Annotated in this window: 17 protein-coding genes; 6 read left to right on the top strand and 11 right to left on the bottom strand. The window is 43.2% G+C overall.

All coding sequences use genetic code 11. The annotated features are described in order from the left end of the window. Positions 1-75 precede the first annotated feature (75 nt). From J2X69_RS07395 to recQ, 4 genes are all read right to left on the bottom strand, one after another. On the bottom strand, positions 76-531 hold the full coding sequence (locus J2X69_RS07395) for a gliding motility lipoprotein GldH (RefSeq protein WP_310100830.1): 456 nt from the start codon (positions 529-531) through the stop codon (positions 76-78). Further along, positions 524-1,927, bottom strand: a complete 1,404-nt coding sequence (gene ricT / locus J2X69_RS07390; protein ID WP_310100827.1) for a regulatory iron-sulfur-containing complex subunit RicT — start codon at positions 1,925-1,927, stop codon at positions 524-526. The genes J2X69_RS07395 and ricT overlap by 8 nt, the downstream gene beginning before the upstream one ends. Before the next feature lie 136 nt (positions 1,928-2,063). Beyond that, on the bottom strand, positions 2,064-3,350 hold the full coding sequence (gene purD, locus J2X69_RS07385; protein ID WP_310100825.1) for a phosphoribosylamine--glycine ligase: 1,287 nt from the start codon (positions 3,348-3,350) through the stop codon (positions 2,064-2,066). A 14-nt stretch (positions 3,351-3,364) separates the two neighbouring features. After that, positions 3,365-5,542: a DNA helicase RecQ gene (gene recQ, locus J2X69_RS07380; protein ID WP_310100823.1), complete on the bottom strand. Its 2,178-nt coding sequence runs from the start codon at positions 5,540-5,542 to the stop codon at positions 3,365-3,367. Between the two features lie 98 nt (positions 5,543-5,640). Between recQ and J2X69_RS07375 the strand changes: the two genes are divergently transcribed. Beyond that, positions 5,641-6,609, top strand: coding sequence for a KpsF/GutQ family sugar-phosphate isomerase (locus J2X69_RS07375; protein WP_310100821.1), 969 nt, complete (start codon positions 5,641-5,643; stop codon positions 6,607-6,609). A gap of 8 nt (positions 6,610-6,617) precedes the next feature. Further along, positions 6,618-7,688 carry a mannose-1-phosphate guanylyltransferase gene (locus J2X69_RS07370; protein ID WP_310100819.1) on the top strand — a complete coding sequence of 357 codons (1,071 nt, stop codon included), beginning with the start codon at positions 6,618-6,620 and terminating at the stop codon, positions 7,686-7,688. 30 nt (positions 7,689-7,718) lie between these two features. On the opposite strand, the gene rlmB is transcribed toward J2X69_RS07370, so the two are convergent. Both rlmB and J2X69_RS07360 read right to left on the bottom strand, forming a co-directional pair. Further along, complete coding sequence (gene rlmB / locus J2X69_RS07365) at positions 7,719-8,492, bottom strand: 23S rRNA (guanosine(2251)-2'-O)-methyltransferase RlmB (protein ID WP_310100817.1); 774 nt, start codon at positions 8,490-8,492, stop codon at positions 7,719-7,721. Next, positions 8,465-9,700, bottom strand: a complete 1,236-nt coding sequence (locus J2X69_RS07360) for a GWxTD domain-containing protein (RefSeq protein ID WP_310100815.1) — start codon at positions 9,698-9,700, stop codon at positions 8,465-8,467. Before J2X69_RS07360 ends, rlmB begins: the two co-directional genes overlap by 28 nt. 61 nt (positions 9,701-9,761) lie before the next feature. Between J2X69_RS07360 and J2X69_RS07355 the strand changes: the two genes are divergently transcribed. Continuing rightward, positions 9,762-10,538 (top strand): methyltransferase domain-containing protein, encoded by a 777-nt coding sequence (locus J2X69_RS07355; protein WP_310100813.1) that lies wholly within the window; start codon positions 9,762-9,764, stop codon positions 10,536-10,538. Positions 10,539-10,657: 119 nt separating this feature from the next. On the opposite strand, the gene J2X69_RS07350 is transcribed toward J2X69_RS07355, so the two are convergent. Both J2X69_RS07350 and J2X69_RS07345 read right to left on the bottom strand, forming a co-directional pair. Continuing rightward, the gene (locus J2X69_RS07350; RefSeq protein ID WP_310100811.1) at positions 10,658-11,272 is read right to left on the bottom strand and encodes a MarC family protein; all 615 of its coding nucleotides are present in this window, start codon (positions 11,270-11,272) and stop codon (positions 10,658-10,660) included. Positions 11,273-11,657: 385 nt separating this feature from the next. Then, the gene (locus tag J2X69_RS07345) at positions 11,658-12,557 is read right to left on the bottom strand and encodes a sterol desaturase family protein (protein ID WP_310100809.1); all 900 of its coding nucleotides are present in this window, start codon (positions 12,555-12,557) and stop codon (positions 11,658-11,660) included. Between the two features lie 268 nt (positions 12,558-12,825). On the opposite strand from J2X69_RS07345, the gene J2X69_RS07340 reads away from it, so the two are divergent. From J2X69_RS07340 to J2X69_RS07330, 3 genes are all read left to right on the top strand, one after another. Continuing rightward, a complete protein-coding gene (locus J2X69_RS07340) occupies positions 12,826-13,176 on the top strand; it encodes an MmcQ/YjbR family DNA-binding protein (protein WP_310100807.1) in 351 nt (116 codons plus the stop codon). Beyond that, positions 13,173-14,126 carry an ABC transporter ATP-binding protein gene (locus J2X69_RS07335; RefSeq protein ID WP_310100805.1) on the top strand — a complete coding sequence of 318 codons (954 nt, stop codon included), beginning with the start codon at positions 13,173-13,175 and terminating at the stop codon, positions 14,124-14,126. Before J2X69_RS07340 ends, J2X69_RS07335 begins: the two co-directional genes overlap by 4 nt. Positions 14,127-14,260: 134 nt before the next feature. After that, complete coding sequence (locus J2X69_RS07330) at positions 14,261-15,418, top strand: phosphatase domain-containing protein (RefSeq protein ID WP_310100803.1); 1,158 nt, start codon at positions 14,261-14,263, stop codon at positions 15,416-15,418. A gap of 464 nt (positions 15,419-15,882) precedes the next feature. Here the strand turns inward: J2X69_RS07330 and J2X69_RS07325 are convergent, their stop codons facing one another. Genes J2X69_RS07325 through J2X69_RS07315 form a run of 3 tightly spaced genes read right to left on the bottom strand, consistent with a single transcriptional unit; the run spans position 15,883 to position 19,535 of the window. Beyond that, positions 15,883-16,413 (bottom strand): FKBP-type peptidyl-prolyl cis-trans isomerase, encoded by a 531-nt coding sequence (locus tag J2X69_RS07325; RefSeq protein ID WP_310100801.1) that lies wholly within the window; start codon positions 16,411-16,413, stop codon positions 15,883-15,885. A gap of 4 nt (positions 16,414-16,417) precedes the next feature. Continuing rightward, positions 16,418-17,137, bottom strand: coding sequence for a class I SAM-dependent methyltransferase (locus tag J2X69_RS07320; RefSeq protein WP_310100799.1), 720 nt, complete (start codon positions 17,135-17,137; stop codon positions 16,418-16,420). Beyond that, entirely contained in the window at positions 17,124-19,535 is a 2,412-nt protein-coding gene (locus tag J2X69_RS07315; protein WP_310100796.1) for a YfhO family protein, read from the bottom strand. Before J2X69_RS07315 ends, J2X69_RS07320 begins: the two co-directional genes overlap by 14 nt. Between the last annotated feature and the right edge of the window lie 49 nt (positions 19,536-19,584).

The raw sequence follows: 19,584 nt of genomic DNA, 5'->3' as shown, positions 1-19,584 counted from the left end.
TCGAAATCAAAATCTAAGGGAATCTGCGTGATTTTTAAGCATACATCTGCGGGAAAACCTAATTCAATCTGAAGTTTACTTCAAAATCTTGATCCCCACTGCTTCTATGCCTGGGAGTTGATCTTGGCGCATATACTGCAATAAGGTGACATGTTTGGTCTGTGTATCGAATAAGAAAGGCAGCGTGTCATAACGCGTGTATGAACCACCAATCCCATTGCCAAGCGGTTCGCCTGATTTAGGGTCAAACAAAGTCACATTTATCAATTTGTTGTCCAGAATCACCCCGGATGAATCTTTACTGATAATTCTAAGGTAGCAATTGGAGAAAGGATATTTCTCATTAAATTTTATTGCTACCAGATTGGGAGAATTGATCAATTTCACCTCTTGCAGATCGAATACAAGGCTATCTTTTATCCCCCAGTTGTGATTTGGGAGACTTTGAAAATCCTCGTAAATTCTTCCTTCTGTACATGCTCCCGCCAAGAGGACCAGCAATAAGAATAGGCAGTGCTTTACCTTACTCATTTCCGGGTTTATTTGGATTGGGACCTTCGTTTTTTCTTGGGGGAAATTTCTTTTTCCCCTGAGGCTTCGGTTGAGTGTCTCCTGTATTTACATTTCCGTTATTAGTGCCATTGCCCTTTGGTTTCTGAATATTTTGCCTTTTGGGAGGAGTATTCTGAGCTTTGGGCTGTTGATTCTGCGGAGCAGGAGCCTGGCCGGTATTTGCATCAGGATTCCGTGGTTTATTCCTGTTTTTGTTGTTTCTACGTTTTTTCGGTTGCTCTCCCGCAGGTCTCTGATTTTGAGGAGTATTTTGCTGAGCCTCAGGTTGATTTTGTTTTGGTGCAGGTTTGTTGGATGCTTGTGGAGTTTTGTTTCCACCGCCATTTTTGTTTTGAGGGCGTGGCTTTTTCTTGCGCTTAGGATTCGAAGTAGCAAATTTCTTGTCCAAAAGTTCCAATTCTCTCGTTGACTTGGCTGCCAAATCTTCAATTTCTGAAGCTTCATTGTACTGAAGATTGAAGACTTTTTGGCCTTTTTCATTGATTGCCTGAATCTCCTTCACCCGCTCGCAAGTGATGCTGTGCCAATCGTTATCGTTGTTATAGCTGAACCACATCAGCTTTCGGAATATATCCGTTTTCTGAAGTTTGGCAGGACCGGATTCAGTTTGAAGTGGGCGATCTATGGATGGAATATCTTTGATCGCATCCATGTAAGTGTCCAATTCGTAATTGAGACAGCATTTCAGCCTACCGCATTGTCCGCTTAGTTTGCCGGGATTTAGGGAAAGGTTCTGGTACCTGGCTGCGGAAGTACTTACGTTTTTGAAATCAACCAACCAAGTAGAACAGCACAATTCTCTCCCGCAAACGCCGATTCCTCCAAGCCTTCCTGCTTCTTGGCGGAGGCTTATTTGGCGCATTTCCACCCGGATTCTAAATTCTCCTGCAAGTACTTTGATCAGTTCCCGGAAATCAATCCTGTCATCCGCAGAATAATAGAATGTAGCTTTGGAATTGTCGGCCTGATATTCTATGTCAGACATCTTCATTTTAAGTCCCAGTTCATCTACTATCTGACGGCATCTGTATAGGGTAGGGATTTCTCTGTTTTGAGCTTCTCCCCATTTTTCCATGTCCTTTTGATTGGCTACACGGTATATTCTCAGGATTTCATCGTCATTTCTGACTTTTCTTTTCTGCATTTGAAGACGAACGAGTTCGCCTTGCAGTGACACGTAGCCTATGTGGTGTCCGCTGGGAACGTCCACTACGACGGGGTCGCCGGTATTTAAGGCAAGAAAATCAACATTTCTATAATAGTCTTTTCTCCCTCCTTTAAATTTCACTTCCACAATGTCAAAGGTGTCCACCTCGGGAATTCCCATGTGAGACAGCCAGTCGAAGACATTCATTTTATTACAATCACTCGTGCCGCAAGTGCCGTTGCTTTGGCAACCGCCGGTACCTCCCGAAGAGGTCGAGCATGTGCTACATCCAGACATAATATATATAGACAGGAGCAAGGCCCCTGATAGTTTTTGGGTTTAATTACATTAAGTTCAGGATATCCATTCCGATATCCTTGCGGTAGTACGCTTGATCCCAGTTGATCTCTTTCACAGCTGTAAAGGTATTGCTCAGCGCTTCTTGCAATGATCCACCTTTGCCGGTCACGGCGATTACCCGACCTCCCTGGTTGACTAATTTTCCGTTTTCGTCTCTTCCTGTTCCGGCATGGAAAATTTCAGCACCGATTACAGAATCCGGTAAGGAAATGATTTTTCCTTTTTCATATGAGCCCGGATATCCGCCACTGACCATTACCACCGTTGTGGCATAATCAGGTGAGATTTTCAGTTCATAAGAATCCAGGGTTTCTGTACCTATACCGTAAAGCAACGCTAGGAAATCACTTTCAATTCGGGGGAGCACCGCTTCTGTTTCAGGATCACCCATTCGCACGTTGTATTCAATTACCTGCGGCTCCCCATCTTTATTCATCAGGCCAATGAATAAAAATCCCTTGTAAGGAATGTTTTCCTTGGCAAGACCTTCTACCGTGGGCTTCACTACCTTTTCTTCTACTTTGGCCATGAAGGCTGCATCTGCGAAAATAACGGGGCTAACAGCCCCCATCCCTCCTGTATTCAGACCTGTGTCTCCTTCTCCGATACGTTTATAGTCTTTTGCTTCCGGCAAAATCTTATAGCTTTTCCCGTCGGTGGCTACAAAAACCGAAAGCTCTATTCCTGTCAGAAACTCTTCGATTACCACTTTGGAAGAGGCTTCGCCGAATTTCTGATCCAAAAGCATTTCTTTCAAAGAAGTTTTGGCTTCCTCAAGAGTCAAGCAAATAAGTACTCCTTTTCCCGCGGCTAGCCCATCTGCTTTTAATACAATCGGGAGACTTTGGGAGTCCAGATAAGCCAGTCCTACATCCAGCTGATCTGCGGTGAAGGTCTCGTAAGCTGCAGTAGGGATATTGTTCCGCTGCATAAATCGCTTGGAAAAGTCTTTACTTCCCTCTAAGGTAGCACCAAGCTGAGAAGGGCCTACCACAGGAATTGTTGCGGTTTCCGGTTGGGCTTGAAGGAAATCGACGATTCCTTTTACTAAGGGCTCTTCAGGGCCTACGACTACAAGATCGATGTTTTTAGAGGTGATAAAATCGTGTATGGCTTCAAAATCAGTAATACTGATGCTGACATTGGTAGCTATGTCTTCTGTGCCGGCATTGCCGGGAGCTACGTATAGATGGGTACAATTTGCACTTTGTACGATTTTCCAGGCGAAAGCATGTTCTCTGCCTCCGCTTCCTAATAAGAGTATATTCATTGACTCAGTTCAAGTTAATTAGCATGCTCAGAGATGAATTTGATTCGATAGACCCGCAATTCATCTTCTGCAAAGTCCTCATCTTCCAATTCTTCGAGCGCTGCTTTGATTTGATCACTCGTAGCATTCATGAAATAGTCGTGGAGCATATCCTCCCTGTCTTCATCCATGATGTTTTCTATGTAGTAATCTATATTTAGTTTTGTTCCGCTATAAATGATCTGCTCTATTTCATGGAGCAGTTCACTCATACTCATGTTGAGGTTTTCTGCGACCTCATCCAAGCCTACCTTGCGGTCGATCTGCTGGATTATTGAAATTTTTACTTTGGATCTGATTCCTGATGATTTTACTACCACATCGGAAGCGGTCTCGATCTCATTCTCCTCTACGTAGTTTGCTATTAATTTCAAGAATGAAGACCCGAATTTAACGACTTTTCCCATACCCACGCCAATGATTTGCGCTAGCTCTTCCCGGGTGGTCGGATAAACTGTGGCCATTTCTTCCAACGAAGGATCCTGAAAGATGACATAAGGAGGAAGTCCCTTTGATCGGGCTACCTTTTTCCGTTCTGATTTTAGCAGTTCAAATAGCTTCTCGTCATAAGAAATCCCTGTACTAATATCTATCTCAGCTTGCCCTGTCTGTACTTCTGCGGCGAAATCGTGATCATGATGGAGCTCAAGTTCAAACGGGGCGTTTAGAAAATCTTTGCCTTTTGGCGTTAATTTGAGTACTCCGTAATTTTCGATGTCTTTCTCGAGCATATTCAGGATCATCACCTGACGGATGACACTTATCCACGTCTTTTCTGTGGATTTTTTGCCTTTTCCGAACACCGGTAATTTGTCATGGGAGTAGCTCAATACATAATCTGTCGATTCGCCTACGATGACTTTCACCAGATGATCAAGTCCAAAGCGTTGATTGGTTTGTTGTGCCGCTTCCAGTACAGTACTTACCAGATCCATTCCCTTGAAGGTCTCGCGAGCCCGCTTGCAGTTGTCGCAAAAGCCACAATCATCATTCATCGTCTCCCCGAAGTAATTCAGGATAAATTTCCTTCTGCACACGCCCGTTTCTGAGTAGGCTGCCATTTCCTGCAAAAGGATTTTGGCATTTTCCCGCTCAGTGACCGGTTTGTCCTTATTGAATTTGTCCAGCTTTACGATGTCTTCGTATCTGTAGAACATAAGGCAGTGCCCTTCCAGTCCATCACGGCCTGCGCGTCCGGTTTCCTGATAATATCCTTCCAGGGATTTTGGTACATCGTAATGGATCACATAGCGGACATCCGGTTTGTCTATTCCCATCCCAAATGCAATCGTAGCTACAATCACATCCAGCTCTTCGTTGAGAAAATCATCCTGAGTCTTGATTCTAACTGAAGAATCCAGTCCTGCATGATATGGGGCGGCATTGATTTGATTTACCCGTAGTAGCTGTGCGATTTCTTCTACTTTTTTGCGGCTGAGGCAATAGATGATTCCGGATTTTCCCTTGTGTCCCTTGATGAATTTGATCAGATCTTTCTTCGATTCATTCTTTACTTTGGGGCGGACCTCATAGAAAAGATTGGTTCTGTTGAAAGAAGATTTGAACAAATCCGCTTCTTCCATCTGCAGATTACGCTGAATGTCCTGCTGTACTTTCGGCGTGGCCGTCGCTGTCAATGCTATTATGGGCAGATTGGGAGCGATCTGTGCTATTATTGATTTGATCCTTCTGTATTCCGGGCGGAAATCATGTCCCCACTCTGAGATACAGTGCGCTTCATCAATCGCCACAAAGCTAAGCTCTGCAGACTTCAGAAATTCCACATTCTCTTCCTTGGTCAAAGATTCAGGTGCTACATAGAGAAGTTTGGTTTTCTTCTTGAGCACTTCACTTTTCACTCTTGCAGCCTCTGATTTATTCAAGGTCGAATTCAGGAAGTGGGCATTGATTCCCAGTGCCTGTAACTGATCCACCTGATTTTTCATCAAAGCTATCAACGGAGAGATGACTATCGCAGTACCATCCTTGATTACAGCAGGCAATTGATAACATAAAGATTTGCCGGCGCCCGTAGGCATTATGACGAACGTATTTCGCTTATTAAGCAAGTTGTCAACGATCAATTCCTGATTTCCCCGGAATTGACTGAATCCAAAGATTTTTTTGAGTTCTGCTTTTACTTTTTCTTCCACTTGTTTTAAGGGGCTAAAAGGGTAACTAAAGCCTGTAAACAGGAATGATTTATTACATTTATACCCAGGTTCAAAATTAGTTATAAACGCAGGTAAAATTGAATTTAGCTAAAAATATTAGAAATACAGCCACAAGAGTATTGCAAAACGAGGCTCAGGCCGTGTTAAATCTTGTAGATTTTTTAGATGGTGATTTTGAAGCGTGCGTAGAGCATATTTTGATTTCCAAAGGCAGGGTAGTAATTACCGGGGTTGGAAAGAGTGCGATCATAGCTAACAAGATAGTTGCTACACTAAATTCAACGGGAACACCGGCTTTGTTTATGCATGCGGCTGATGCTATACACGGGGATTTGGGGATGATATTGGAAGATGATATAGTCATTTGCATTTCCAAAAGCGGTAGTACGCCCGAAATTAAAGTTCTGGTTCCATTGCTCAAAAGATTAGGGTCAAAACTCGTAGCCTTGGTGAGCAATACCAACAGCTTTTTGGCAGAGCATTCAGATTATGTGTTGAACGCTACTATCAGTGAGGAGGCATGTCCCAATAACTTGGCTCCCACTACAAGCACTACGGCGCATTTGGCACTGGGCGATGCATTGGCGGTTTGCCTACTTGAAGCAAGGGGGTTCACTTCCGAGGATTTTGCCAAGTATCATCCCGGTGGATCATTGGGCAAGCAGTTGTACCTGAGAGTTGGAGATGTGTTGGGAGGGGGAGAGATTCCTGTTGTGGATGAAAACGCCGGATTGGCTGAGGTAATTCTGGAAATATCAGGCAAAAGACTGGGGGCTACAGCCGTGGTAGATACCGGTGGAAATCTGAAAGGAATTATTACGGATGGAGACTTACGAAGAATGCTTCAGAAATCTCTTGATATTCAATCGCTTAAAGCTTCGGACATTATGAGTGTAAATCCGAAGGCTATTTCTACCCAAGAATACGCCATTCGTGCATTGAATATGATGAAAAATCACAATATCACTCAACTTGTGGCCATGAATGGGGATAAAATCGCCGGTTTTGTCCATATTCATGAATTGATGAAAGAAGGAATCGTTTAATTTTTGGCATGCACACTAAACCCTATATCCTAATAATGGCCGGAGGTATCGGCTCTCGATTTTGGCCATATAGTCGTAGAAAACGCCCCAAGCAATTTCTGGATATACTGGGTACAGGACGCTCGCTCTTACAGATGACTTTTGATCGATTCACTGAAATTGCCGAGCCGGAGCAGTTTGTAGTCATTACGTATCGAAAATACCTGACCCTGGTCAAAGAACAGCTCCCGGAACTGAAGGATCATCAGATCCTTACCGAACCGATGCGGAAAAACACTGCTCCCTGTATAGCTTATGCTACTTATAGTATTCACTCCAAAGATCCGAATGCGGTAGTAATCGTTACTCCTGCAGATCATCTGATTTTACAGGAAAAGAAATTTGCACGCACACTTAACAGAGCCATTGAAGCAGCTGAAGAGGGGAAATTGATTACATTGGGGATTAAGCCAAATAGGCCCGAGACTGGCTACGGTTATATTCAATACATTGAGAAGCCGAATGCCCATGCGTTTAGGGTAAAGACATTTATCGAAAAGCCAAATTCAAAATTGGCAAAGACATTTTTGGAAAGTGGGGATTTTGTCTGGAATTCGGGAATGTTCGTCTGGAAAGCCAAGAGCCTGATGCGGGCTTTTGAAAAGCATATGCCGGATATGGCAGAACTGTTTGAAGAGGGGAAGGGTGTTTATGGTACAGACGAAGAGGCTGATTTTGTAGCCGGTGCCTATGCCCAGATGAAAAACATTTCGATTGATTACGGAATCATGGAAAAATCGAGTCAGGTTTATGTGATTCTGGGTGATTTTGGCTGGTCGGATCTGGGGTCTTGGAATAGTCTGTATGACATGAGAGAGAAGGATGAAAACAACAATGTAGTGGAGGCAAATGCAATTCTCTATGACACGGAAAACAGCTACATTAAAGTAAGTAATAATAAGTTGGTGGTGGTGCAGGGCTTGGATAACTATCTGGTGAACGAGACGGACAACGTGCTTCTGATCTGTAAACTGGATGCTGAGAAAAAATTCCGTGAATTTGTGTCAAATGCAAAAAAGAAAGGGGAAGACTTTATTTAAAGAATTCCCCCTTCTTAGTGCTTTTTGGATTTACTTACGCTGTCTGATAGCTTCATAAATAGCTACACCCGCCGATACAGAGACATTCAGACTTTCAATTCTTCCTGCCATTGGGATTTTGACTTTTTCGTCCACGATCCCCATTAGTTCGGTGGAAATCCCGTCTTCTTCCGAACCCATCACCATAGCCACGGGAACTGAAAAGTCAGCGTCGTACATGGTTTTATCTGTCTTTTCGGTAATCGCTATCAGCACCAAACCGGATTTTTGCAGGTCTCTACACGTGTAGAAAAGGTTTCTCACCCGTACCACAGGAAGGAAATTTAAGGCTCCCACAGAAGTTTTGATAGCATCAGAATTGATCTGTGCACTTCCTTTTTCCGGGATTACTATTGCATCTACACCTGCACATTCTGCCGTTCTGGCGATCGCGCCGAAGTTTCTTACATCGGTGATTCTGTCTAGAATAAGGATCAACGGTGCTTTGCCTACGTTGAAGCAGCTTTCTATGACGTGATCCAAAGAAGCGTATTCTATGGAAGACATCTGAGCTACTACGCCCTGATGATTTTTGCGCGTGATTCTGTTGAGTTTTGCATCAGGGACGCGAACTACGGGGATTTTTTCATCTTTGCAAAGCTTGATCAATTCCTTGATCAGGTCATTGTTGATTTCCTTCTGAACCAACACCTTGTCAATGTCTTTGCCGGCATGGATAGATTCCATGACCGCCCTGGTACCAAAAATATAATCTTTTTCGTGTTCGCCTTTTTCAATCAAAAAGCCATCTTTCCGCTTCTCCATATGGATATGTTATTGAACCAGACCGGCTGATAAGCCCGTGAACGGTTCAAGGTGTAATAGTTTGGGCTAAGTATGTTTTTAACCCGCCCAAAGGTAAAGCGAATTCTTGAACTCTCATTGGTTCCGCCATAACTCCACACTTCCCGATCCAAATAAAAGTTGACTTCTTCCGGAGGTCCCATTACTATATAGACCATGCCCTTGTCAGTTTTCCAGCCTTCTTTGAAGTCCGTGAATAGAATGTTGGCAAACTCTACCTGCCGAAAATATTCCCGAATGAGCTCTTTGGCAGCATCCTCATTTCTGGTGAGTCCGATCCAATAGGCATCCAACGCTTTCTTTTTGTCTTCAGCGGCCATGAGGTTTTCATGTTCTTTTCGTGTAGAAATGTAAGTAACCATATTCACCATTTCTTCCCAATCCTTCACTTTAGGAAATGCTTCATGCGTGGTTTTTAGCAAAAGACCTGAGCTGGCAGCCGTGTCACTCTGGATGAAATAGTATCCAATTTGGTCAAATGCTTTAGGAACACCTTCCAGGAAATCTCCCTGATCGACCACCTGTAATTCTCTGGGTACTGCAGCTGGCTTGATTTCCATGGGAGGGTAGGGCACCTCCAATGTAGCAGGATAATAAAAGCTATGAAGATTTGGTCCCCCCTTGGATTTAAAGAGTAGTGATTCTCCTACATTAAGATAGTTTTGATCGAAGGCTATGTTATTCGCATAATAGGTGCCGAAATTAGGTTGATCGAAAACAAAGCTGCTCTTGATATCGGTAGAATAATAGTATTCGTCGCCCTGTCTGGTGTCCAATACTGTAAACAATGCGATAGAAGTTTCGGTACTACCCGGTATTTCTATTGTTTTCTCAAACACCCAATGCCTATCTGTATCGTACTTTAGGTCATCTGAGGTAAGCATGGTAGTATTGTCTGACAAAATCTCCTCCTCATAGCTGCCCAGGATGGAATAGGTAAAGCTAAAGGAATTGAACTCCGGACTTTCTTCGATTTTCTCAGCCTGAAACTGGAGGGTAAATTTTGTGTCAGATTCTTTGATCGGGATGATCTTAAGTGAAAGTCTAGAGTATCTAGAATAGCGAAGTGTCTGATTTAGACTACTTAAGGTTTTCTGAGCAAGGGTGGGTAATGTAGTGCCTGCAAAGAGGATCAAAAAAATCAGGAGTCGGCTTGTTTTACAGTTCATCGGGTATTGATCTCGGTTTTTCAAAATTAACCTTACTTTTGCCAAAATAGTAAATTTTTGTATGGCTACCTATACAACGGAAATCGCCTCTGACAAGTTGGTCAGTGACAATCCTATTCATCAACGCTTACTGAAAGCATACATTGCAGCTCAGCCTTGGATTTCCGGCAAATTGTTGGAAGTAGGTTGTGGCGAAGGGCGTGGAGTGGAGACACTTTTGCCTTTGGCTGAAAGTTATTTGGGGCTGGATAAGATTCAGGAAGTTATCGACGAGCTGAAAGTAAGATTTCCGGCTGTTGAGTTTCAGCAGGCGGTGATCCCCCCATTCAGTGGAATAGCCGATAATTCTTTCGACACCGTCGTGAGTTTTCAGGTGATCGAACATATCCCAAATGACCGGTTGTTTTTGGAAGAAATCTACCGTGTGTTGAAACCCGGCGGGAAAGCCGTGATTTCTACTCCGAATATCAACCACACACTTTCGAGAAATCCCTGGCATGAGCGTGAATACACTCCCAAGCAGTTGGTTGACTTGTGTTCTTCTATTTTTGATTCGGTGGAAGCAAAAGGAGTGGGGGGAAACGGGAAGGTCTGGGCTTATCATGAGGCCAACAGGAAATCTGTACAGAAAATCATGCGCTTTGATATTTTTGACCTGCAGCACAAGCTGCCAGCCTCCATTCTGAGGATACCTTATGAAATTCTAAATCGTAGAAACAGAAATAAACTTCATGAGCAGCAGGGAAAAATCGTAGTGGATATTACGCATGAAGATTACCCAATAGTGGATGATCCTGCAAAAGGCCTTGACTTATTTTATATTCTGGGGAAGAAGTAAGTGAAAAAGACCCCGATAAACCTGTTGGATTTTGCGATAGGATCCGCACAAATCGGGTAATTCATCAAAAATTGATGGTGTAAACCTGATAGGTTTTGGCTAATCCACACTAGATTGGTTTACTCAAAAAAGGCGGCTTTTATGCCTGATATAATCATGTTGGTGCCTATAATGGCAATGATCAATCCCATAATCTTTCCGATCACCACAATCAGATTTTTTCCTAATCTCTTCACGATTTGGTCTCCCAATTCAAAGGCAATGTGGGTCATTAGGCACAGCACGGCAAATACTGCGATAACTATTAAAATATTAATGTAATCTCCCTGAGAGGCAAAGTTCATCGCAGTGACTATCGTGCCCGGGCCTGCAAGAATAGGAATAGCCAGTGGCGATATCGCAATATTTTCATCCGTCTCAGGTTCCTTGATGTGCTTGACACTGGATTTTTTGGATTGGAGCATTTCAAAACCGACGAAGAAAATCAGAATGCCACCGGTGATTTTGAATGCAGGAATGGTGATCCCGAATAGCTCAAAAATAAACTTTCCCAAAACCACGAAAACCACCACAATCGCAAAAGCTGTTAATGTCGCCCTTTTGCTGATATTTCTTTTGGTGGCCTTATCCAGATCATCCGTCAGTGAAGCGAAAATAGGCACGTTTGCGATCGGGTTCATGATCGCGAAAAAACCCGTAAAAACTGAAAGAGTGAAAGCTAGGAAGTTATCCATGAATAGCTATTGAGCTTCTGCATTAGAGAGGAATTGCGAAGGTATCAAAATCTTTTATGATTATCCGCAATGATGTCAGGCTCCTTAGTGCCTTGGCTTAATTGGCAGGAAGACGGGAGACTGAAGACAGAAGTAGCTAGAGTTTACCAAATCCTATATTGCTTTTGTTTCTTTGCTGGCAGAGAAGCGGATATACATAAAATCTTCTATTGATTATCCGAAAGGATGCCATCAGCCATGTTTTCTTTGTTTTAACGGTGTGGTAGGTAAGTCTCCTAAAGGTGAGGCAGGCGATGACAGATGTAGCGCTCACCAAATTCTTAAATATAATTATTGGTGAAATCTTCGCTTGCTATCGCAAGAGCGGAAATTATAAAGATGGAGCTTAAGGGGACTTAAGTGGCTTTTTTCTAAAAATCCGCTGAAAAGGGACTAGTGTCTGCCCAATAAAATCCTCTGGAAACTTATCCTCATCGGGTAATCCCACCGGAAGATTTTCGTCATCCGAAGGCCAGTAATTTGTCCGGAAAAGGAAATCCCACAGACTTAATGAAATCCCATAATTGAATCCATGAGGATGGCTTTCGGGCAACTCTCTCGCATGATGCCATAGGTGCATTTGAGGGCCGTTTATGATGTATCTGAAAGGGCCTAGCGGGATTTTCAGATTAGCATGGCCCAATTGACCTAGTACTAGCGTAAAGATATGGACAATGAAAAAGTCCGTGATCCCAAAGCCGATAATCGCCAGCGGTATGTACTCAAGTGTACGGTAAAGGATGTTTTCCATCCAGTGATAGCGGAGTAGGGCTGCGAATCCCATCTCACGGGTGCTGTGATGGACTTTGTGGAATTCCCACATCCAGCCCACATGATGATACATGCGATGAATCCCCCACTGCATAAAGTCCCTGACTATAAATATAATCAGCAGTTGTGCCCATCCCGGGAGCTGATCTACTTTTAGAGCCACAGTATTTGTGATGCCGAATAAGCCAAGGAAGTCGTTGAAAGCTTCCACTGCCACCATAGACAAGGCATTGTAGGCCACAAGCGCAAAAAGGAAGTAATTCCAGAAAAGATAGAAGATGTCCAACCAGAAATGCTCTCGAAGAACAGGCTGGTTTTTTCTCCATGGAAAAAGAATCTCCAATCCATAAATGGCCAAAGAAGCCCCCACAAGCCAGTAGAAGTAATTATGCCAACTAGGATTTAGGATCTCTCCAATAAAGTAATTCCAATAGCCATAATAGCCGTCTGAAATCGCCTTGATGTATTTTTCCATGGAGCAAAGATGGGGAATTAGTAGTATTAGGCCTGTGATTTTTGTTACAATTAATAATGCAGGCAGCGTGAGATTTACTCTTGTCTTTTGCTGAGAGAATTGCAACTGCTCAAAAAGAGAGCTAGCGAAATGGTGTATAAAATTTCCTTTATTTTGAATGTGAAATTTGATGAAAACTACTGAATTGTGGATTCGGGCAAAAGGTCACTTCATTTTTTCTAAGTAAATTCCAATTCGAATTCTAAATTAACCCAAATTTATTAATCCAATGACCCTAGAACATTACCGTGATTATTGCCTGGCCATGCCTGGGGTTACTGAAGATACGCCATTTGGAGAAGATACCTTGGTTTTTCGGGTAGGAGGAAAGATTTTTTCCCTTACTTCTATTGAGACGTTTCAATCGGTTAATCTGAAATGTGACCCTGAAAAAGCTGTTGAATTGCGTGAAGAATATCCTGGGATAATTCCAGGATTTCATATGAACAAGAAGCACTGGAATACGGTCAGTACCGGCGGGAGCGTGCCTGATCGGTTGATTTTGGAATTGGCGGATCATTCTTACGGGCTTATCTTTGGCAGCTTGACCAAAAAACTGCAAGCTGAAATTCGCCCATGAGTTATTTTTCCATTTCCAATGTTTCTAAATCCTACGATGATCAACCTGCGCTGCATCCCTTTTCCTTGGAATTGGCACAGGGAGAATTCCTTGCTATTGTAGGGGAAAGCGGATCAGGGAAAAGCACCTTGCTGAAAATAATGGCCGGGCTTGAAGCTCAGGATTCAGGAGAAATTTTCTTGGAAGGGGAACCGATTTTGAATCCGAACCAGAAGATCGTGTCAGGCTACGATGAGATCAGGCTGATTCATCAAAACTTCCATTTGTATCCCAATTCCACTGTGGAGGAGAATATCTCCAGACAATTGCTTCACTACGAGAAAACCTATGCGAAAAGCAGAGTAGAACATCTACTTCAGCTTCTTGGCTTGAATGCGTTTCGTGACCGATATCCCCGTCAGCTTTCCGGAGGACAGAAACAAAAAGTAGCAATAGGCAAAGCAATGGCTGTGGAGCCTGATGTTTTATTGCTAGACGAGCCCTTTTCTTCACTTGATACCATCCAGACCCATCATTTGATTTCTGAATTGAAGGAAATATTCCAGTCCACGGGGACGACAGTGATTTTTGTAACGCACGATTTGGACGATGCTCTGAGATTGACGGATAACCTGATCATTCTGCAAAAAGGCAAAGTAGTCCAAAAAGGAACTTCCAGACAGCTGTGTGAGAAACCCAAAACCAAGTATGTTGCGCAACTATTCAGTCCTATTAACAGACTTCCTGACGGGAAAAATAGCTACATCAGACCTGCAGATGTGAAGCTGAAAACGAAAGGAGGAGTATTGGCCCATGTGGCGGATTCCCGTTTTCTGGTACATTATAATTCTCTTCAGGTGAAGCTCAAAGAAAGTGGGATCACTTGGGAAGTAGATGACCCTCAGCGAAAATATGAGAAGGGGGATCGTGTTTATCTAAGCTGGGAGGATTCAAGGGTGATGAACCTTTGAATCGGAAAAACAATAGTAAGAAGCCACAGTCATTTTTGGGCTAAATATCAAAAATTGCTAGCTTCACTCTTAATCCCCGCCCAAATTAACATTTGCTGTGTGAATAATTCAGATGTAGCCAGCCACTTTTTTCTATGTCCAAAAAAAGAAATATACCCCTAACCATCCTCTACGAAATCAAATTGGCCATTAACCAGGCAGTGCTATGGTTATGGATCAAATTGGGCTTGGTGAAATCTCTGTTGATCGTTCCTTATGAGGGTTTTGGAAATGAAAAAGAGATACTATTGGTAGGCAGAGTAATCCGGGATAACAGAATCGGAGCATCAGATCCTGAAGACAGCGTGTGGCGGAATATCCGGAAAATGCGTAGGAGATTTATGAGTGTGGTGATCCCCGGAGTGAAAGTGAAAGCAGAATTTCAGGGAGAAGAATATTTTGCGACGACTGACGAGGAAGGATATTTTGAATTTGAAATTCGACCCAAGACACCCATTCAAGCTCATGCCCGATGGCAGCAGATAGCGTTGACCTTGGTGGATCGGGTGATTCGGAATCAGGGAGATATCAAGGCTTGTGGTGAAGTGTTTCTGCCAGTGGGAACTTTAGATTATGGGGTGATATCCGATGTAGACGACACTATTATTCCTACAGGAGCTATGCGGATTCTCGAGATGTTGAAAACTACTTTTGCGAAGAATGCACATACACGGGTACCGTTTCCAGGGGTGTCGGCCTTTTATAAGGCATTGCAAAAGGGCACGGATGGTATAGAGAGTAATCCGTTTTTTTATGTGTCCAGCAGTCCTTGGAATCTATACGATTTTCTGCATGAGTTGCTTCAGATCCATCATATTCCCAAAGGCTCTTTGATGCTGAGGGATATAGGATTGTCTAGAACTCAGCTTATTTCAGGAAGTCATTCTGAACATAAATTGGAACAGATTCGACATATTCTTACCATCTATTCCGAACTACCCTTTATGCTGATCGGAGATAGCGGACAGGAAGATCCTGCGATATACCTTCAAGTAGTTCGTGAATTTCCCGGAAGAATATTTATGATTTTTATCCGGGATGTGCATGCTTCGAGACATGCTTATGCGGAGAAGATAAGTGAAGAATTGAGGAGATTCGGAGTAGAAATGTTGCTGGTGAAGGATACACTGGAAGCCTCGCAATATGCACTTGGCAAAGGATGGATTTTGGAAGAGGATATGGAGGAAATAACCGATGAAAAAGTCAAAAATGAAGCAGATAATGAAGGAGACTTGTTCAAATTGAATAACTAGAGCATGTCTAACCGCTGCTGTTGCTTAAAGTCTTAAACAGTTCCCGCAGATTAACACAGAAAAAGACGCGGATCTCCGCTGATTCCATATCCAAGTAAAGGAAGTTTTCCTTTCATCTCCGTTTATCGAAGTCTTAATTCATAAATGTTTTTTATGAGGCTGTCTCATAACTCATAATTGTCACATTGAGCGAAGTCGAAATGGGCTTAATCAGCACATAAAAGACTTCGACTCCCCTACCAATGACGGAATTCAAAAAAGCGTGCAAATGTTGTGTCAGTCCGAGCGGAGTCGAGGACCCTTCGTGCTTCCCGACTCTCGTCGGTCAGGTGCTCAGGGTGACCCAACTTTAATTCTACATCACTTTCCGTCATTATTCATTTGTAAATCTTAAATTTTTCTTACTCAGTCTGACAAGAAAAACTTGTTATGAGACAGTTTTTTTAATAACTGGCAACAATGTGTTATTCTTCGTCGTGAGCACCGTGTGGGCCGTGTACATGCCCATGCTCCAGTTCATCTGTGGTAGCTTCTCTTACTTCATGGATGTTTCCCTCAAAATGCAAGTCAAAACCCACCAGAGGATGGTTGAAATCCAAAAGAATATCTTCTCCCAGATCCTTGAGGATTTTTGCCTGCATAGGATATCCGTCTTCATCCATCAGAGGCAAAAAGTTGCCTTCTTGGAGCATATCCGGATTGAAACCATTCTCTCCCGAAAACTGTGACTTAGGAAGGTTGAGGATGAGGTCCTCATCTATTGCTCCATATGCTTCAGCTACAGGGATCACAAATGAGAAGTCTTCGCCCTGTTCTTTGCCAAGGAGTAATTCTTCGAATTTTTCGGGAAGGTCACTTGCCCCAAACAAGAAGTAAAAAGGATCCTCCGAATCACGGATTTCTACACTGAATGGTGCTGATTCTATTTCATCAGCTTCTTTGCCTACTTTGAGTTCGTATGTAAGTCCGACGACTGTTTTTTCTGCTATCTTCATGTGATTAGTTGATGATTCCGTGTCTTATTCTTATGCTGATACGTTCTTTCAGGATTTCCCATTTTTTTCTGGGAGTTGAGTTGACTAGGGCTTTTGAGGCTCTGAACACGAAGTATTGGTAATCTTTTTCTTCAAAAAAGATTGGATAGGTTTCCATTTTTTCCAAATAAAACCCATTGGAAGTGATACTTTTTATCAGATCTCCCGAGTCCAGTGGCTGTTCTATCAGTTGTAGTTTCTGTGGATCATTTTCTATCATCCACTGCAGATATCTTGGCGATGGAATATGTATGAAAATCACCGAATCCTGATGTGCATGCTTGTTGATATTGCGGAAAAGATGATCGTATTGATCCATGGAAATGTGTTCCATAATGTCCGGAAACACGAAAAAGTCAAAGGTTTTTCCCAGCTTATCAAAGTCATGCATGTCCGAAACTTCGAATTTCAGATTGACTTGGTCTTTCCAGAGGGTCTTGGCTTTTTTAATGCTTTCGGGAGAGATGTCCACCGCAAACACCTCACCTTCCTTCACCTGCTTGGCAAGCAAATGACTCAGGATACCGATACCACAACCAACTTCCAGAATGCTATGATTGGCACTTAACCCAGCATCTTTCACCTTGTCGAGAATATTTAAGTGACGGGAATTTATTCCGGGCTTATCCTGATTCTCGGCAAACTGATCGTAAAAACTGAAGAATTTGTTCTTATCCTCTTCCATTCCTTTCCTTGATCGTGAAAAACACGCCTGCGATCAACGACAACACGATTAGGTATTGAAAAATGATCATTGGGGTTTTGGTGGCAGTGTAGCTTTTTGGTTCAAACTTGAAAACGATCTCATGAGTTCCTGCCGGCACTATCAATCCACGGAGCAGATAATCTGTTCGGATGATTTCAGTTTCCTTCCCGTCTAAGGTGGCAGTCCATCCCACAGGATAATAGATTTCTGAGAAGACAGCAAGCCCTTCTTTACTCATCTCTGCAGTGTATTTCAGTTCATTGGGAGCGTAATATGTATGGGTGATTTGACCACTTCCTGCATTTACCTGACCAAATTCCGAAGTGTTTACTGTAGCTTGGGTTTTGGTGTTAATTCTCCCCAGTTCATCCATTTCTTCTTGATTGGTCTGCACAGATACCACTTGGGAAGGGACCCAAGCCGGTCCGTTGGCTTCGGGGTTTTCAAAGACAGCATTAGCTGCAGTTCCCGCGATGAGGTATTTAGTATTCATCATATTAATAGTCTGGATACCTCCGAAATCAAATTCGCCCTCCTGTGCTTTTTTTACAAAATCATTCAATTCAAAGCTTAATCTATTATCCAGCAAATCCTGATACCTGCGCATCTTGGCACCATGATATCCACCAAGGCTGTGGAAGCGGTACGGTGATTTTCCGGTAGCTGTCAATGACTCTGTCAGATCAAGTACCCTGAAATAATCCTTGTCTTTGGCTATTTCCACGTCTGCGGGAGTTTCGGAGAAATAGCTTCCTGTAGGATTCCCCTGAAAGGAATCATCATTCAAGTAGTGCTTGTTTACTGCCCAGAGATCAATTGTGACTAAAGCAAAAAGTCCAAGACCCAAGATTAAATCAGAAATCTTACCTTTCAGGGCAAAGTATACCAAAGCAAAAGAAGCTCCTACAAGAGCTAAGCTTCTCCAAGCACTTGCCGATAGCATGGACTTCCGGTCTTGGCGGATTGCATTGACCAACCAGTCAGGCAAGCCGGCATCAGCAGCTCCTTCAAATCTGAATATTCCGGCGCCGATAGCAAAGAGAAATAATAGTCCACCCATGGCTACTCCTGCGATGTATAGCGGTTTGAAATCTTTGCTTTGATAGAGTCGTTCCAAAGAAATTGCTGCCAAAGCAGGGATGGCAAAAAGAGTCATTCCCAGAGCCATGGAGACTGCCCGGAATTTATTGTAGCCCGGAAGAATATCGAAAAGCAAGTAGTTGAACCAACTCAGGTTTTTCCCCCAAGAAAGCATAAGGGAAAGAAGAATGATCGCTCCGAAAGTATAAAGGCTCTCCTTTGGCGCAGCCCAGATTCCAATGAATGCGAGGAAGACCAAGATTACTCCCCCGTAGATCGGTCCTCCTGTGAATGGCTGGTCTCCCCAATAGGTAGGAGCTCCCTGCAAGAATCCGTTGATTTGAGCAGGGTCGAGTCCATTGCTTCGCAAGGCTTTTTCAGAGGCCGTGTTTTTGCCAAGCGGTGTGCTGCTTCCACCGCCATAGAAATTTGGAATCAAAAAAGTAAAGGTTTCCAGCTTGCCGTTTGACCAAGAGAATGCATAATCCTTGTCCAATCCTGCAGAAGCAGATTCTAAGGTAGTGTTGCCCCGGGTGGAATAGGGAGCATATTCCATGGCTGTTGCTATTCTTCCTATGTTTCCTCCTACGGCTAGTACTGCTCCCAAAAGCAAGAAAGCGATTGTCTTACCCAGTTGTACAACTGGTTCTTTTTTCCAGTCAAATACTATTCTGACAGCAACATAAATTACCGAAATAATCAAGCTGTAGTAGGTGATCTGAACGTGGTTGAATTTCAATTGCAGGAGGAGACCAAGAGCAAGGATGCCTGCTCCAAGCAAGCGTTTCTTTTTGAAAGCCAAGTGTATCCCGAGCAAAATTACCGGTATGAGGTTCACTGCCCATATTTTGGCATTGTGGCCTGCAGCCAAGCTCAGTAGATTATAGGAACTCATGGAGAAAGCCACGCTGGCAATGATTGCAAATGCAGGCCTGACACCAAAAGTCAGCATTAACACATACATAGCAACCATGCCCAAGAATAGGCTATTTACCGGGTGGGGAAGTCCTAATGTGATGATAGACAACAGCGGCGTGGTGATGTCCCCGGCAAATTCCAGACTGACAAAATAAGCTGGCATTCCTCCAAAAACACTGTTTGTCCAAAGTGCTTCCTTTCCGGTAGCCTCCCTATAATTTAAGGCTTCGGTGGCTGATCCTTCCCACTTTAGGATATCACCCTGCATGATCACTTGATCCTGAAATACTACAGGAGCAAAATAAACGACTACAATAGCATAGAAAATAGCAATTCCCACCAAATGGGGGAGCACGTCTTTTTTGAAATTCAGCTGCATGAAAAGAGTTTTTCTTGGAAAATTGATGCTGTCGCAAATTAGGGATTTA

This window comes from Algoriphagus sp. 4150 (assembly GCF_031457395.1).
Taxonomy (GTDB): domain Bacteria; phylum Bacteroidota; class Bacteroidia; order Cytophagales; family Cyclobacteriaceae; genus Algoriphagus.
The sequence above is the reverse complement of the archived record's forward strand: the minus strand, read 5'-3'. Positions and strand labels throughout refer to the sequence as shown.

Coding starts and splice junctions, on each gene's coding strand:
- rlmB (WP_310100817.1), bottom strand. CDS start 8,492: ATGGAGAAGCGGAAAGATGGCTTTTTGATTGAAAAAGGCGAACACGAA.
- J2X69_RS07395 (WP_310100830.1), bottom strand. CDS start 531: ATGAGTAAGGTAAAGCACTGCCTATTCTTATTGCTGGTCCTCTTGGCG.
- J2X69_RS07360 (WP_310100815.1), bottom strand. CDS start 9,700: ATGAACTGTAAAACAAGCCGACTCCTGATTTTTTTGATCCTCTTTGCA.
- ricT (WP_310100827.1), bottom strand. CDS start 1,927: ATGAATGTCTTCGACTGGCTGTCTCACATGGGAATTCCCGAGGTGGAC.
- J2X69_RS07320 (WP_310100799.1), bottom strand. CDS start 17,137: ATGGAAGAGGATAAGAACAAATTCTTCAGTTTTTACGATCAGTTTGCC.
- J2X69_RS07335 (WP_310100805.1), top strand. CDS start 13,173: ATGAGTTATTTTTCCATTTCCAATGTTTCTAAATCCTACGATGATCAA.
- purD (WP_310100825.1), bottom strand. CDS start 3,350: ATGAATATACTCTTATTAGGAAGCGGAGGCAGAGAACATGCTTTCGCC.
- J2X69_RS07340 (WP_310100807.1), top strand. CDS start 12,826: ATGACCCTAGAACATTACCGTGATTATTGCCTGGCCATGCCTGGGGTT.
- J2X69_RS07345 (WP_310100809.1), bottom strand. CDS start 12,557: ATGGAAAAATACATCAAGGCGATTTCAGACGGCTATTATGGCTATTGG.
- J2X69_RS07315 (WP_310100796.1), bottom strand. CDS start 19,535: ATGCAGCTGAATTTCAAAAAAGACGTGCTCCCCCATTTGGTGGGAATT.
- J2X69_RS07325 (WP_310100801.1), bottom strand. CDS start 16,413: ATGAAGATAGCAGAAAAAACAGTCGTCGGACTTACATACGAACTCAAA.
- J2X69_RS07350 (WP_310100811.1), bottom strand. CDS start 11,272: ATGGATAACTTCCTAGCTTTCACTCTTTCAGTTTTTACGGGTTTTTTC.
- J2X69_RS07355 (WP_310100813.1), top strand. CDS start 9,762: ATGGCTACCTATACAACGGAAATCGCCTCTGACAAGTTGGTCAGTGAC.
- J2X69_RS07370 (WP_310100819.1), top strand. CDS start 6,618: ATGCACACTAAACCCTATATCCTAATAATGGCCGGAGGTATCGGCTCT.
- J2X69_RS07330 (WP_310100803.1), top strand. CDS start 14,261: ATGTCCAAAAAAAGAAATATACCCCTAACCATCCTCTACGAAATCAAA.